Genomic DNA, 14,503 nt, shown 5'->3' with positions numbered 1-14,503 from the left:
TCTATTTACAACCAACAAAAATAATTTATAAGTCACAAAGCAGCAGACAAGCTCCTGCTCTGTTTCAAACACAACAATAAGTTCAAATCGCTTTAAGGTTAGTATAATTCCAAGCTTTCGATTCCATACATTTCTTAATTAGGCTTTGCTAGTTACCGTATGTAGTCGGCGAATTTCTTTCATGATCGCTTCCGTCGCTTGTTCAAGATCTTCTGAGCTAGCGCCTGCATATGCACTCATATCAAGTGGAGCCCCATAAACAATCGTCATACGGCGGAAAAGTGAATACGTGCCCACAATGGCTACTGGAACAACTGCTGCACCGGATTTCAATGCAAGACTGGCTGCGCCTTTCTTGCCCATCCCCCCCGCATTACTTCTAGATCCTTCTGGGAAAACACCAAGCATATTGCCGTCACGAAGCAGCTGTACAGCGAGTCGAATCGACTCTCTGCTTACACCTCCGCGTTTAACTGGAAATGCCCCTACTTTGGAAATGATAGAACCTAGCACCGGGATGTCAAACAGCTCCGCTTTTGCCATAAAATGAACTTTCCTCCGCAGAGGAGTTCCTAAGAATGGGGGATCCAAGAAACTAGTATGATTACCACACAGAACAACAGCTCCCTGTGTTGGAACATTCTCCATTCCTATAGCACGCATACGGAAAAATACGGTGAAAATAAATCGAAATAAGGCTCTTCCGATGCGATATAGCATCTTTATTTGCCACCTCCGACTTTGTCCTTGCAAAGTCCAAGGATTTCGTCCACAACTTCTTCAATCGTCATTGACGTACTGTCCATTAACACGGCATCATGTGCCCTGCGAAGCGGCGAAATTTCCCTCTGCTCATCGAACTGGTCACGACGCGCAATATCCTGCTCTAATTCGGAAAGAGTCAGTGTATTCGTACCACTGTTTTGTAACTCTTTGAATCGGCGCTCAGCACGTTCCTTCACACTCGCAGTTAAGAACACCTTGATTTCCGCATCTGGCATGACATGTGTTCCAATGTCACGGCCGTCCATAACTACGCCTTTGGAAACGGTCATTTGCTTCTGCAAAGCAACTAACAGATGACGCACAGCACCATAGCTGGCAATTTGCGATACATGTGTCGTAACGTCCGCTGAACGAATCGCTTTTGTCACATCAACACCATCTACGATTACCTGTTGTCCTTCGTCTCCAGGAATGAGCTCAATCTGCATACGATTGGAGAGCGCAGCCACTTCTGTTTCTTGCTCAGGTAGCAGCCCTTCTTGCTGTACTTTCCACGTTACTGCTCGATACATGGCTCCTGTATCCACGTAAATAAAACCAAGTGCACCAGCTACTAGCCGTGCAATGGTGCTTTTACCGGCTCCAGCAGGACCATCTATGGCAATATTGAACTTATCCAAGCTACTGTTCCTCCTAACAATACTTCACAGTACCTTACGTACAAAAAAGCAGGCACTTGCCCGCTAATTAATTGAAATTATACCACACTACATGGTCATATGCAAAACTTGGGTTCCGTTGCACCTTGATTTCATGCGCTTATGAGCGTTCTTTTAGTGAACGTTCTGGCATGATATATGGCTGTCCTTCTAAAGGTTCCGCACGGGTGAAATGCTTACGGATATACGCATTTTGAAGCAAAGCTTGTACACAAACGAGCATAATAATCACGACTAACACAGCTCTTATGATAACTTTCTCAACTTTAGCAGAGAATCGAATAAATAACTGCTCATATGACTCGCTCTCTTGATCCTTCGACATGAGATCACACTCCTGCATGCATACAATATGCATAGCAGTATACCCTTAGCGTCGCTCTCTCAATCCTTAGCGTTTACGGAAATCCATTTGTCTCTCAAAGCAAAAACGAATCAATTTCTGTCTCTCTCTGTCTGCAATTTCTGCAAACCTGATCATAACAAGTTGCTTGCCGGTTTCTGTTGATTTCACGCGTACAACTTCACCAGTGAATGGAATATGTTCAATTGTGCCATTCTTGAAAGGCGCAAGCACCCAGCAGGAAATGATGGCATTTAGACCAATTGGGATATGACCATCGCAGATAAATGATATGCCGCCACCGCCAACATCGTCAGTTAGACCAATAAATTGAATCTGGTCATTCACTTTAACGGCGATTTCTAACTCTGCCAACACGCGCAGGAAATTTCTTCGCTGAACTTGTGTAATCGCACTGAGTTCAGGTAATCGCAGTTCAACTAAGCGAATAACATCCTCTTTAAAAGCAACAACCTCCGTTGTGAAATAGTGTTTCACACCGCCTTGACCTAAGAAATGAGCGCTAATTTCATCTCCCTGGTACAGCTTTTTCAGACGTCCCGTCTTCTCATTAAGCGGAACTTCGATGATGATCGCGTTCTCCGTCACATCAGCAATTCTCGACTTATATTCGATTTTGGACTCTTCTTCATCAATACTATTCATTTGCATATGTAAAATCTGGTTGACCTTAGGAAGCAATTTCCCGCACCTCCGCGAAGTAATATGTATTAATTATACCATGTCATCACCAATTAGATAGAAAAAAAAGAAGCAGGATCATATCCCGCTTCTAACCTACTAAGATTTCCCTTTTGCAGCTTCAACTTGTTCCTGACGGATGGTTTCAATTTTTTCTTCCATACCAACATCCGCATTCACATAGATCCGATAGATGTTGTTATTTAAGGTACCAATAAATTCATGGCATAGCACTTCTTCATCCAGATCATTCTTGATGATCGCTAGCGATTCACCAGTTACTTTCATCTTAGAATTCAGCTGCTTACGCGCTTGTTCCACACTAATTTTCGGTTGACCAATGACACGTTGCTTCTGAGAATAAATATAGTTAGTGGCCTGAAGGCCTGTCACTTCAAGCGTATCTAACGCAACTTTGACTGTAACTTGTTCAGGATAAATGGTGACATTCTTCTCTTTTTTGGCGAATTGAATCGTCGCCACGTTCTGATATTGGTCATAACTGATCGCACTCAAATCTTTGTATTCATGCTGATCTAGAAATTCATTCGCGATATCACGCGCTTGACGAAGATTAAATTTGGACGATGGCACATCACGCGACTTCATAAAATAGATCAAGTGACCGCCCTTTTTGGTAAAGTCCATTTGTGTATCATTTTTGGAGGCATCGCTGCTCGACACAACAACACTATAACTTTGAAACTCGGGAGCACTTCCGCCATTTTCGACAACTTTAATCCCATCTGAATCTTTAATACCAAGAAATTCTACGGCTTTCTTTTTAATTTGATCGGCCGTCATATCATTGCCTGTAAGCATTTTGACATCATTTTTGGAGAACACATTTAAGCTGCCTGTCCCCCAATTCAATTCATCATATCCGCCAACTTTCTTATCGACAATCGTAAAGCCATCGATAATGGCATTGTCGTGCATTTCATTCTCAGAAGCCAGTGCAGACTCGACATCCATCCACCTTAAATTATTCGCAATTACTTTATCTTGTACGCCGCGAATTTCTTTCGTAATGTCGGCAGAATGTGTGTAAAGTGTATTCAATGTATTCATTTCGGCCTCAGTCAGAGGCTGTTTCGTCATGTCTCGAACCGACATTCTGTAGGAGAAATTAGCCATATTCGCCAAGAAATCCTCTGTTTTATTGAATGGCAGCAGCATCAAGGGCAATTGCGTAATGTCGCTTTGCGCTTGACTTGTTAGACGCCAAACATTCACCAAGCCTTTTCGATAAGACGGCTCTGAGGTTTCATTTACAGCCAGTGTATTCCCGAGCTCCGTATGTAACTTATCCATGTGAAAGGACAGATCATGAAACGCGCGTTGGTATTGATTCTCTGCTTTAATTAGAATCGTGTTTTTCTCCTGATGCTCCAAATACCCCCACACAGAAGCTCCGATTAATGCTAGCAAAAGAAATGGAAACATGACGATGCTTAATCTTTTATACACAGAACTGCTCCTTTCATACCCAATCTTGCGCTTAGTTTTTACGTGAGGAGACAGGTTTATACAGGATTGACAACAAAACAAAAAGAGGCCCATTCGAAAGAATGGCCTCTTGCTAACTTTCAGTCTCTATTTCAAAATCATGCTCATTGCTACATATACATTGACGAAAACCTGTTTCAATTTTGTCTTTTTCCTTTTTGCCTCTCAGCACAAACTTCTCACCGCATAATCGACATCGGATCTTCACTTTCACACGCATCGTTGCTGACATCTATACCCTCCCGGTCGTCCCCATACTTGACTATGAGTTCGCCTTTTATACTGTCAGTATGACCCAATTCAACCCATTTTAATCTTTTCATCAACGGTCACAACGCGTAAAGGAGAGTGTGCATTGGCACGATCAACGCGCCAGATAGAACGAATCCACAAGAAAGTCATAAGTGGAATCATGATCCAAATCCAGCCGGTTTTGAAAATAAGCAAAATATAATCAAATGCGCCGTGCCAACCAATAGGAAGTAGCAGCGATATCCATAAGTACCTCATTTGCTTGTGGGGAACGAATTTGGCCTTCCCCATGTAATAGCCCATCATGACACCAAACAACGCGTGTCCCGAAACTGGCAAGAGCGCCCGAAGCATTAATGCTGAGAACGAAGATGCGTGAAGAAAGGCATAGATAATATTCTCTAGAGTAGCAAAACCTAGACTTACAGCCACCGCATAAACAATCCCATCATAGGGTTCATCGAAAGCTTCGTGCCTGAAAATCAAATGATATAACAATAGCCATTTCAGAAATTCTTCGATTCCTCCAGATAGAAAAAAGGAAGACATAATTGTGCCGTTTCCAAACTCCTGTATAAACGCATTCTGGAGAACCATCGTCGGATACACAAGGAGAACGCCGAAAAGAAACATCCGTATCACTAAGTGAATAGGTTCCGTTTCGTAACGATCCTTCAGATAAAAGTAAGCGAGCAATGAGAGACCTGGGGCTACGGCTGCCAGTAATATAGGCACGATATGCATGTTCCAGCTCCCCTCTTTTTTTGAAATACATACCTTTATTATAGTCGTTCTCTCATGACATATCTACGTCTAACGTCAGATGCCCCTTATGCGTATTATGGAAAACAAAACAAGCATCCTCAAAAACGGTTGTTTTTGGAGATGCTTGTTTCATTCTAGTGCAGAGGGCGCGAGTCATTGTTTATTTGAAATGGCGGCAGAGCACCTTCACGGCATCATCTGCAATGATCGTCTTCCCGTATTCTTCAAGCACAGCTTGAGTTATGGAAGAGGCTTCACCGAATTCAGACAAAACAGCGATTAACGCCTGATACTTGGTTTCTTCTAGTTCAACAGGTTCTAGCTGTAAAATATATTTCCCTTTATACGAATAAAGGGTACCGCCTTCCATAAGAAGGGGATTAATTACTTTGGACACACGCAGCAGATCTTCAAAATCACGGAAAGCATAGGAGATTAAATCGCTTTGTTCAAGCGTAACTTCCATTTCGTACACTTCTTCAGCTTCGTGATCGTCATATGCATCAGAATTCGCATACAAATCAAGCTTACCTCTGGTCACAATTACAACCATACCTTGCGCTGGGAGTGCGAATACCTCAACAGCAAGCGGGCCGGACGGGTCAAATCCGAGCTCTGAATATGCTTGATCCATCATTTCGCTAAACAACTCGTGTACTTTCGGAATTTCTCTCCACATGTCGTCTTTTTGAATTCCACGTTCAGTTAAGTCATCGAATGTTAGGAAAATCCGTATCTTATCCTGACTTAAGCGTTCTATTTTCATGATAGGATCCTCCTTTGAGCTCTCCAATCGGAAAGCTTGCATCGAAAGCATGGTCACCTTATTTCAATCAGAATATGTTAGAAAAATGAAAAGGTGAACCCTTGATAAATAAATGGACATGCATCCATCTATTGTTTTCACCTATCATGTTAACACTAAATCTGATCAATTGCACGCGATAGTTATGTATAAAAAGAAAAAGCACAGCCGGCCCCGTGGGTATGCCAGACTGCGCTAAGAGCTTATTATTATTGAATTGTTGCGGTGTTTATTTTATTATCCTGCAAAATTTCATTCACCGTTGCCTTCAAATGCGGGTCTTCTTTCACAATTTTCTCCACTTGATTTAGACCGTTTGTGCTCGTGGACGAGAAATTCCGGGCCATTGAATCTCCAAAAGACTTAGTGACGAAGCTGTCTTTGGCCTTATCAACAACCTTCCCCATCGACTCACTCGATGAGCTAAACGCCGAGAAAAGCATGGATTTACTTTTACGATTGAGATAAATAACAGCAGCCGCTCCTGCAATACCACCGAGCATAAATGTACCTAATTTCATTGGATCTCCCTCCATGATAAGTAGTAATGAATCCTTCCTAGGTTGTGCGAGTTTAGAAGTGGACATACGCGGCATCAGAAGGAAAACATAGGAGAATGGACATCTACGAAATGTAATGGTAAATGTGTTACTATAAGTGTTGACCACAACGCAAGGATCTGAGGAGAAGACGAACCATGAAAACAAAAGCAAGCACATTATTAGTGACAGTCATGCTTTTATTGGCTGCCTGCAGTGCAAATCAAACCGAAACAAGTCCTGCTGCTACAACTAGTTCTGCCCCAGTAACGCAAGCGACAGCAAGTCCAAGTCCATCACCAACGCCCACCGCGGCTCCGACGCCTTCACCCTCTCCAACGCCGACGGTACCTGTTCAAGAAACCGTACAGAAGAACTATCATATGAACAAAAACTATGACATCGTTCCGAATGACCCAAATGGCAATAAAAAAGTCATCCTCTTAACCTTTGATGATGGGCCGAAAGAACAAGCAATGAATCAATCTCTCATTGATATTTTGAACAAACATAAGGCCAAAGCGATCTTCTTTATGAATGGCTATCGCATTAAGCAGAAGCCTGAGCTCGTAAAGCTCGTGCACGACAGCGGGAACATCATTGGTAATCACGCTTGGGATCATGACAATCTAAAAGACATGCCGGGTGAGAAGATCGATAAACAAGTGGATGATGTCCAACAAATCGTGAAAGATATAACGGGGCAGGCCCCGCAGTTTTTCCGCCCTCCATATGGCTCGGGCAATGATTATTTGAAAGCAAAAGTTAAAAACAACAAAATGCTTTACATGACATGGTCAAATGGTTCCTTAGATTGGGAAATGACGAATAAAAATAACGATTCCAATAAAGTGATTGAGAACGTTATGCAGCAGCTCCATAGTGGCAGCAATATTCTTATGCATGAACTTCCATGGACTGTGAACGCTCTTGATACGTTGCTTACCAAATTGGAAGAAAAAGGATATTCCTTTGTAGATCCCAATGCAATCGAACTTGAAATGAGATGAAAAAATAAGAGCCTTACGGATACCACGTTATTTCGTGGATGCGTATGGCTCATTTTTTTATCACAGCGAAGAGTACTTAATTCCCCAAACAGTTAAACTCACGACCAACGCAATAAACAACCAAAGTAACGTTATATAAAAAAGATTCGTCCATTTACCCTGTTCAGATGGATGAACGGCTCTGCGCGGCGGTAAATAGGTATCATCTTCCTGCTTCTCCTCCGCTAACGGGTTCGACCGCGAAGTTAATCTTTCTCCTACACTCATGAACCTAGATCTTCCTCCTTACTAAACCGAAGTATGCATCCCATCACCATATCAATCATAAAGTGAGCCATTATCGGTGTCCATAGGCTTCCCGTACGAAGGTAAATCCAACCTAAGCCATAGCTAATACAGAAAACCATCCCTGTCATGAGCCAATGTTGCAGATAGCGAACATGAATCGCAGCAAACAAAATACTAGTCCAATAAGGCCCCCATGCATGCTGAATCGCTCCACGGAATAGGACCTCCTCACAGACTGAAACAATAAAAGAAATAAGTGCAATATGCCAAAGGGCCCTATTTCCAAAAATCTTTTGGTTAATACCGCCATCATCCGACACTTCTTTGGGTACCCAACGTGAGATAAGTAGGTCTACACCAAGAACAACAAGGGCAAATATACAGCCCCAAATGAGGATTCGCCAACCGCCTTGAAACGAGAACATAGAAAGAATCTTTGAATTGCTCTGAAAAAACAAGATGATAATTCCGATAATAAGCGTAAGCAGTTGTGTAATGTAAAGGTTCAGCAATAACGTCCTATCATTTAGTTCATTAATGTCGACTTTCCCAATACGAAGGTTTTTAAAATCGAATTTTTTCAAAGGAGTAACCTCATTTCCTCATATTATTCCTTTTTAAAGATGTATGACCTATACTAAAACAAATAAAAGAGACAACAAGGAGCTTGAATTATGGAGAAGCGTCTTACCCGCACAGATTATTTATTTGCCCTCATGTTTATCTTTATGTTGGTCTGTATCCTCGGAGCATTTTTCTATGGCTTGCGATTAGGACAAACGAAATCAGATTTAAAATACAATAAAAGTTTACACGCTGAACAAGCAACTTCCCCTGAAATAGGAGCCTATGACCAACAAGTGCTAGTGTCATATTACCATACCATCTTTTTACCCTTTAGGGAATTTCAGAATAAATGGTTTGAATTATTGAGTCAAATTGAGATGGACAACTCGGCTGTGGATGCTTCCGCTGTTCTTAAAGAACTAAGCAAGATCGCGTCTGAGAAATATACAACTCTTCAAAGTAAAAACATGCCAGCTTCTTCTCCGCTTTTGGTGCAATCACACCAAGGCTATCTCAAAAGCTTAAAGCTTTTCGCAGATGCTTTGAGTAATTACCAATCCAAAGCCAATGCGCAAAGCCATGCACAACTACTTGAGGCCATTCAGAAGGATGCGTATTTCGTAGAAGCCAAAACACAAGCCTTAATCGCTCAGAAGAACTATTTCGATTCTATACTTGTTTGGAATGGGACGATGGATCCTGACATCGAATATTTCGATCCGAACAACAATGCTACTCTGGATCAATGGCGATCCATGAATTTCAACGTGAAGAATGTGTATATCACAGCTAAATTGCTGAAAAACAAAGCATTCTCGCCTTTTTATCCGCAGGATTTAACCATAAGAATTGATGAGTTCATTGCTTCTGGACAAGCAAAGAAACTTAACGTGAACGATGTGAATCAAACGATGGAATTATTGCTAAGCACGAATGCCGTACGCACGGGCGACTTTGTCAAAGGTAAATCCAAATGGTACGCCAATGATATGTTACCTCAGTTACCTTTTTTCTCGGATGTCAATTAAAAAAAGCTGAGGATTCGGTTTGACAACCAAGTCCTCAGCTTTTTCTACTAATCGTACTGAACGCCGCGGAACATCGCGATCGCCGCCATGCCGCCGTCTACATTAATCACTCGTTCGAAACCATTCTCTTTCAAGAACTCAGCAACGCGTAGACTGCGCACGCCATGTGCACAAACCAGATAAATATCTTCATTTTCGGGAAGTTCACCCATGCGATGCGGGATCTGACCCATCGGAATCAATTTCGCTTCCTCCATGTGATAGTAATCCCATTCATGAGGTTCTCTAACATCGATTATGACGCTATTTCCCAGTGTTTTCTGATTGACACCTTGAAGAAAAATTTGCGGATAAATGCGATCGATTTCCATTTTCGTACACGCTCCTACTTCCTTGAGTTGAGATCTTACATTCACTGTACCATACCCGAAAAAGGGGCTCAAATACAAGCAAAATGTCATTGCTTTCTGAACATTCTTGCATTAAAATAAACGAAAAGCTTCTGAAACATTTTAACTTGAAGCAATTATGACTTTCATGCGAAAATGATTCGACATGTATTGACACGATTTCGAACGCATGGTAATCTATTAAAAATTCTATATCACAGTACAGCGTTGACGGAGCCAAGCAAGTAAAGTAGCTTTCAGAGAACCGATGGTAGGTGAGAATCGGTAGCGAACATTTTGCGGAGCACTCCAGAGTTATTGCATTGAAAAGTAAGTAGATGCAATCGGGTTAGGAACACGTTACAGTTCCAGGTCGCAAGACCAATTGAGGCTACCCATGCGAATGGGCAGCGAACTAGGGTGGTACCACGAAAGCAATCTCTCGTCCCTTTGGCTACAGGCTAACTGTCTGTGTCCGAGGGCTGGGAGTTTTTTTATGTTCAAATCTAAGGAGGAACCGAATTATGTACAAAGTTCTAGTATCCGATCCAATTAGTGACATGGGAATTCAAATGCTTTATGATGCAGCCGACGTTGAAGTGGTTAAGCAATCTGGTCTATCCGAGGACGAACTCATCGCCATTATTGGTGAGTACGATGCCCTTCTAGTTCGTAGTCAAACCAAAGTAACAGAGAAAATCATGAATGCCGGCACAAAGCTTAAAGTGATTGGCCGCGCTGGTGTTGGTGTCGACAACATTGATTTGGAAGCAGCAACAAAACGCGGTATTATCGTGATCAACGCTCCTGATGGGAATACAATCGCAACTTGCGAGCTTACCTTTGCTATGATGATGGCAACGGCTCGTATGATTCCACAAGCGTACAAGAAAACAGTTGGCGGCGAATGGGATCGTAAATTCATTGGCGTCGAGTTGCGTAACAAAACACTCGGTATTCTCGGTATGGGACGTATCGGAAGTGAAGTTGCTAAACGCGCGAAAGTATTCGGGATGGACGTTATCGGGTATGACCCGTTCCTAACGGAAGAGCGTGCTGAGAAAATGGGAGTTAAGCTTGGTACTGTTAACGAAATCGCAGCACAAGCGGACTTCATTACCGTTCATACACCACTTACGCCTGAAACACGTCACCTGATCTCCAGAACGCAATTCGAATTAATGAAACCAGGCATTCGCATCATTAACTGTGCTCGCGGCGGTATTATCGACGAACTAGCACTTGTTGAAGCGATTGACCAAGGCATCGTTGCAGGAGCTGCTTTCGACGTATTCGAAGTAGAGCCACCAGCGAAAGATCACCCATTCTTAACAAATCCGAAAGTAATTGTAACACCTCATCTTGGTGCATCAACCATTGAAGCACAAGAAAACGTGGCTATCGATGTATCCGAGGAAGTTCTTCATATTCTTCGTAACGAGCCGTTCAAGAACGCAGTTAACATGCCACCTGTACCTGCTGATGTACTAAACAAACTACAACCTTACTTCGGTCTTGGTGAAAAAATCGGTTCTGTGCTAGGTCAGATTGCCCAAGGCGCTGTATCTGAAATCGTAGTTAACTATGCAGGTGACTTAATGGATGTGGATACAAGTCCTTTGACGCGTTATATCGTAAAAGGAATTTTCCAAAATCAATTAGAATCCATCAATATTATCAATGCGATGCATCTTGCTAAATCACGCGGGGTAAACATCGTGGTACAGAAATCGAACGCATCCAATAGCTTTACAAACCTTGTAACAGTTACAGTTAAAACGAAACAAGAGGAAAAAACTCTTGCTGGTACATTGCTTGCTGGCTTTGGCGAACGAATCGTTCGTATTGATCAATATCCAGTTGACTTCGCTGCTGAAGGTAATTTGTTGTTAATCTCTCACAACGACAAACCAGGTATTATCGGACGCGTTGGTACGCTTCTAGGTAGCAATCAAGTCAATATCGCAACTATGCAGGTTGGTCGTAAAGTGATTGGCGGTTCAGCAATCATGGTACTGACGATTGATAAAACAGCTCCAGCAGAAGTTTTGGCTGAGCTTACAAAACAAGACGAAATCGTGAATGTTCGTGCGCTTACGCTGTAATAAGCACAAATTGTTTCACGAACAACAAGATTTTGTCTGAATATTCTACAAAATAAAGGCGTTTGCCGAGTGACAACTCAGCAAACGCCTCTTCTTTATGTCGAAATTGGCACAATTTTCAGCTTATTTGTGCTCACGGGGCAAGCAAATGGTAAATGTGCTTCCCTGCCCCCATGTACTTTGTACAGTTACACTGCCATGGTGTGAATCGATAATGTTTTTGACAATTGCGAGGCCGAGTCCAGTCCCTCCCGAGGATCCACGTGTACGCGCTTTGTCTGCTTTGTAGAAGCGTTCAAAGATGAACGGCAGATCCTCGGCAGGGATCCCCTGCCCCTCGTCGGCGATCTCAATGCGGATTGCTGGCCGATCCTTATAGAGGCTCGGCTCCGCCTTCAAGGCGATACGCGCCCCTGCGGACGTATGCCTGAACGCATTGTCGAGCAGGTTCGTCAGCACCTGCTCCAAGCGATCCTCATCCGCACGTTGCAGGATGAGAGGCTCTTCCGGCAGCACCACGCTTAGCGAGATGCCGCGCTCTTTGGCCAGCACCGCGAACTTGCGGTGCATGCGCTTCACCAGGGAGTCGATTTCGACCTCCCTGAAGACAAGCTCGAGATGGCCGGCTTCCATTCGCGCCAGATCGAGCAGGTCACGAACGAGGCGCCCCATCCGGAGCGACTCGTCGTGGATAACCTGCACCAGTTCCACGCGTTCTTCCGGCGTGGAGGGAATATCGTCCAGCAGGGCTTCACTGTAGCCCTGCAGCATCGAGATCGGCGTACGCAACTCGTGTGAGACGTTTGCCACGAAATCTTTGCGCAGCTTATCAAGACGTTCCTCCTCCGTGACATCACGGAGAACAGCCACAGCGCCGCGCACATGATCTCGGGAGTAGAGAGGCGTCATCGCCACCGACCATACGCCATTCTGTACATGAAGCTTTGTAGCTGCTTCTGCTGACTCATCGACAACCGCTTCAAAGAGAGGAATCAACGGCACGGGAATGGGACTGGCGGAGGACGGGTTGCTAAAGCTCATGAGTCCCCAATCCCCCAGAGAGGTATCCGGTTGAGGGAACCGTCTAGGCTCCCCCTCATCTTCCGACCACTCAATCGTCCCCCACTCTTGAATGATCTTCTCTCCTTGCGGGTTGGTCAGCATAACTGATCCACTCACATCTAAGGTAATAACGGCATCCGTCATACTGCCAAGGATGCTAGACAAATGTTCTTTCTCCTGGCTAAGAGCATGAATGCTTTCCTGCATCTTCTCACCCATATGATTAAACGTTTTCGCCAGCTCACCAATTTCATCCTTGGACAGAATCGGAACTCGCGTGCCATATTCCCCTAGTGTGATGAAATCAGCCGCTTTTTTCAGTTGCTGCAGAGGTCTTGTAATTTTCGAGAACAAGAAGAAGGCGAAGAACGTTGTCATGAGAAATCCAACGATCGAAACATAAACAAACAATCTTAACATATAGGATTGTGTGGCTTCTAAAGACTGCAATGACTGGTAGAGCAAGGTGGCACCAACGATTCCACCCTCCAAATTGGATAGAGGAACCGCCACCACAATATATTCAGTCCCCGATTTAAATCGGCCTGTGCCTGGTTTATTCACTATCTTATCGATCGTTTGTCCTTCAAAGACTGGTTTAAGCTCCTCAGGCTTGTAAAAATCCGATACATGGAAGTTTACTAAATCACTGCCTTGCGTTGTGGGAATCACCATTTCTTTCAAATCCGTAGAAATGACGAGCATACGAGAATCCTGAAAACTAAGCAGTTCATTACTTAACCTATAAAACTGCTCATTGTACATATGTTGCGAAGCTTCTTCGGAAAATTTGGCAGCCATCGTCTTCATGTTTTTCGTTTGATCTGTTGCCTGTGCGAAATAAGTATCCATATATTTGACAAGAAAAAAGCCTAGTATGAGCAAGACAACCCCAACTAGGCCAATAATCGTTAACCAAAGTTTACCTACGACACTTCTGAAAATAAACACTTATTTAGGCACCTCTAGCTTGTAGCCTACACCCCATACAGTCGTAATCATTGCTGCAGCATCCGGGGATACTTTGTTTAATTTTTCACGGAGTCTCTTCACATGCGTATCAACGGTACGTAAATCACCGAAAAATTCGTAGTTCCAAACATCCTTCAGAAGCTCCTCACGCGAAAAAACCTTATCGGGAGAAACCGCCAAGTAATGAAGCAACTCATATTCCTTCGGCGTTAGAGCGACTTCCTGACCGCCAGCCGTTACACGATGTGCGTCATGCTCAATAATCAAGTTCGGGAATACAATGTTATTGCTGGAGCTTGCATCCTTGGACAAGTAAGCTGTCGCCGAAGAGCGACGAAGAATAGCTTTTACCCGGTAGATCACTTCACGAGGCGAGAACGGTTTGACGACATAGTCGTCCGCTCCCACTTCAAATCCACTAACACGGTTCGTCTCTTCACCTTTCGCAGTCAGCATAATGACCGGCGTGGATTTCACTTGACGCAGGCGAGCACATACTTCGATGCCATCGATGCCAGGCAGCATAACATCAAGCAAGATCAGATCAAAGTCCGTTTCTGTTGCCATCCGCAAGGCAGATTCGCCATCTTCTGCTTCTTCAATGAGATAGCCTTCTTTCTCCAAATACATGCGGAGCAATCGGCGAATACGTTCTTCATCATCTACAACGAGTATACTAGGCTTCAATTCCATTGAGCGTCACATCCCTCTCATAATGTAAG

17 protein-coding genes and 1 other annotated feature are annotated in these 14,503 nt (G+C 43.5%); of the genes, 3 read left to right on the top strand and 14 right to left on the bottom strand.

Annotation, left to right across the window (positions count from 1 at the left end; translation table 11 throughout):
* Positions 1-138: 138 nt before the first annotated feature.
* From AC58P7_RS04205 to AC58P7_RS04165, 9 genes are all read right to left on the bottom strand, one after another.
* A complete protein-coding gene (locus AC58P7_RS04205) occupies positions 139-720 on the bottom strand; it encodes a lysophospholipid acyltransferase family protein (RefSeq protein ID WP_497340158.1) in 582 nt (193 codons plus the stop codon).
* 2 nt (positions 721-722) lie between these two features.
* Entirely contained in the window at positions 723-1,406 is a 684-nt protein-coding gene (gene cmk, locus AC58P7_RS04200) for a (d)CMP kinase (protein ID WP_497340156.1), read from the bottom strand.
* 139 nt (positions 1,407-1,545) lie between these two features.
* The gene (locus AC58P7_RS04195; protein ID WP_497340154.1) at positions 1,546-1,770 is read right to left on the bottom strand and encodes a hypothetical protein; all 225 of its coding nucleotides are present in this window, start codon (positions 1,768-1,770) and stop codon (positions 1,546-1,548) included.
* A gap of 66 nt (positions 1,771-1,836) precedes the next feature.
* Positions 1,837-2,490 carry a flagellar brake protein gene (locus AC58P7_RS04190; protein ID WP_497340152.1) on the bottom strand — a complete coding sequence of 218 codons (654 nt, stop codon included), beginning with the start codon at positions 2,488-2,490 and terminating at the stop codon, positions 1,837-1,839.
* 99 nt (positions 2,491-2,589) lie between these two features.
* A complete protein-coding gene (ypeB, locus tag AC58P7_RS04185) occupies positions 2,590-3,960 on the bottom strand; it encodes a germination protein YpeB (RefSeq protein ID WP_497340150.1) in 1,371 nt (456 codons plus the stop codon).
* A 112-nt stretch (positions 3,961-4,072) separates the two neighbouring features.
* A complete protein-coding gene (locus AC58P7_RS04180; protein WP_497340929.1) occupies positions 4,073-4,231 on the bottom strand; it encodes a hypothetical protein in 159 nt (52 codons plus the stop codon).
* 68 nt (positions 4,232-4,299) lie between these two features.
* Complete coding sequence (prsW, locus tag AC58P7_RS04175) at positions 4,300-4,995, bottom strand: glutamic-type intramembrane protease PrsW (protein ID WP_497340148.1); 696 nt, start codon at positions 4,993-4,995, stop codon at positions 4,300-4,302.
* 181 nt (positions 4,996-5,176) lie between these two features.
* The gene (locus AC58P7_RS04170) at positions 5,177-5,782 is read right to left on the bottom strand and encodes a genetic competence negative regulator (protein ID WP_497340146.1); all 606 of its coding nucleotides are present in this window, start codon (positions 5,780-5,782) and stop codon (positions 5,177-5,179) included.
* Positions 5,783-6,030: 248 nt separating this feature from the next.
* The gene (locus tag AC58P7_RS04165) at positions 6,031-6,342 is read right to left on the bottom strand and encodes a hypothetical protein (RefSeq protein ID WP_497340144.1); all 312 of its coding nucleotides are present in this window, start codon (positions 6,340-6,342) and stop codon (positions 6,031-6,033) included.
* Positions 6,343-6,518: 176 nt separating this feature from the next.
* On the opposite strand from AC58P7_RS04165, the gene AC58P7_RS04160 reads away from it, so the two are divergent.
* The gene (locus tag AC58P7_RS04160; RefSeq protein WP_497340142.1) at positions 6,519-7,370 is read left to right on the top strand and encodes a polysaccharide deacetylase family protein; all 852 of its coding nucleotides are present in this window, start codon (positions 6,519-6,521) and stop codon (positions 7,368-7,370) included.
* Between the two features lie 60 nt (positions 7,371-7,430).
* On the opposite strand, the gene AC58P7_RS04155 is transcribed toward AC58P7_RS04160, so the two are convergent.
* Together AC58P7_RS04155 and AC58P7_RS04150 are read right to left on the bottom strand one after the other, a co-directional pair.
* Positions 7,431-7,637, bottom strand: coding sequence for a hypothetical protein (locus AC58P7_RS04155; RefSeq protein ID WP_497340141.1), 207 nt, complete (start codon positions 7,635-7,637; stop codon positions 7,431-7,433).
* Entirely contained in the window at positions 7,634-8,242 is a 609-nt protein-coding gene (locus AC58P7_RS04150) for a CPBP family intramembrane glutamic endopeptidase (protein ID WP_497340140.1), read from the bottom strand. The genes AC58P7_RS04155 and AC58P7_RS04150 overlap by 4 nt, the downstream gene beginning before the upstream one ends.
* A 90-nt stretch (positions 8,243-8,332) precedes the next feature.
* Between AC58P7_RS04150 and AC58P7_RS04145 the strand changes: the two genes are divergently transcribed.
* Positions 8,333-9,253 (top strand): hypothetical protein, encoded by a 921-nt coding sequence (locus tag AC58P7_RS04145; RefSeq protein ID WP_497340139.1) that lies wholly within the window; start codon positions 8,333-8,335, stop codon positions 9,251-9,253.
* 47 nt (positions 9,254-9,300) lie between these two features.
* On the opposite strand, the gene AC58P7_RS04140 is transcribed toward AC58P7_RS04145, so the two are convergent.
* On the bottom strand, positions 9,301-9,624 hold the full coding sequence (locus tag AC58P7_RS04140; RefSeq protein ID WP_497340138.1) for a rhodanese-like domain-containing protein: 324 nt from the start codon (positions 9,622-9,624) through the stop codon (positions 9,301-9,303).
* A gap of 237 nt (positions 9,625-9,861) precedes the next feature.
* Positions 9,862-10,095: a binding site (T-box leader), on the top strand.
* Between the two features lie 71 nt (positions 10,096-10,166).
* Here AC58P7_RS04140 and serA point away from each other — a divergent pair.
* Complete coding sequence (serA, locus tag AC58P7_RS04135; RefSeq protein WP_497340137.1) at positions 10,167-11,747, top strand: phosphoglycerate dehydrogenase; 1,581 nt, start codon at positions 10,167-10,169, stop codon at positions 11,745-11,747.
* A gap of 123 nt (positions 11,748-11,870) precedes the next feature.
* On the opposite strand, the gene AC58P7_RS04130 is transcribed toward serA, so the two are convergent.
* Both AC58P7_RS04130 and AC58P7_RS04125 read right to left on the bottom strand, forming a co-directional pair.
* A complete protein-coding gene (locus tag AC58P7_RS04130; RefSeq protein ID WP_497340136.1) occupies positions 11,871-13,760 on the bottom strand; it encodes an ATP-binding protein in 1,890 nt (629 codons plus the stop codon).
* Positions 13,761-14,474 (bottom strand): response regulator transcription factor, encoded by a 714-nt coding sequence (locus tag AC58P7_RS04125; protein ID WP_057312096.1) that lies wholly within the window; start codon positions 14,472-14,474, stop codon positions 13,761-13,763. It lies immediately after the preceding gene.
* Positions 14,475-14,503: the final 29 nt, after the last annotated feature.

Source organism: Paenibacillus sp. J22FR5 (assembly GCF_059691975.1).
The sequence above is the reverse complement of the archived record's forward strand: the minus strand, read 5'-3'. Positions and strand labels throughout refer to the sequence as shown.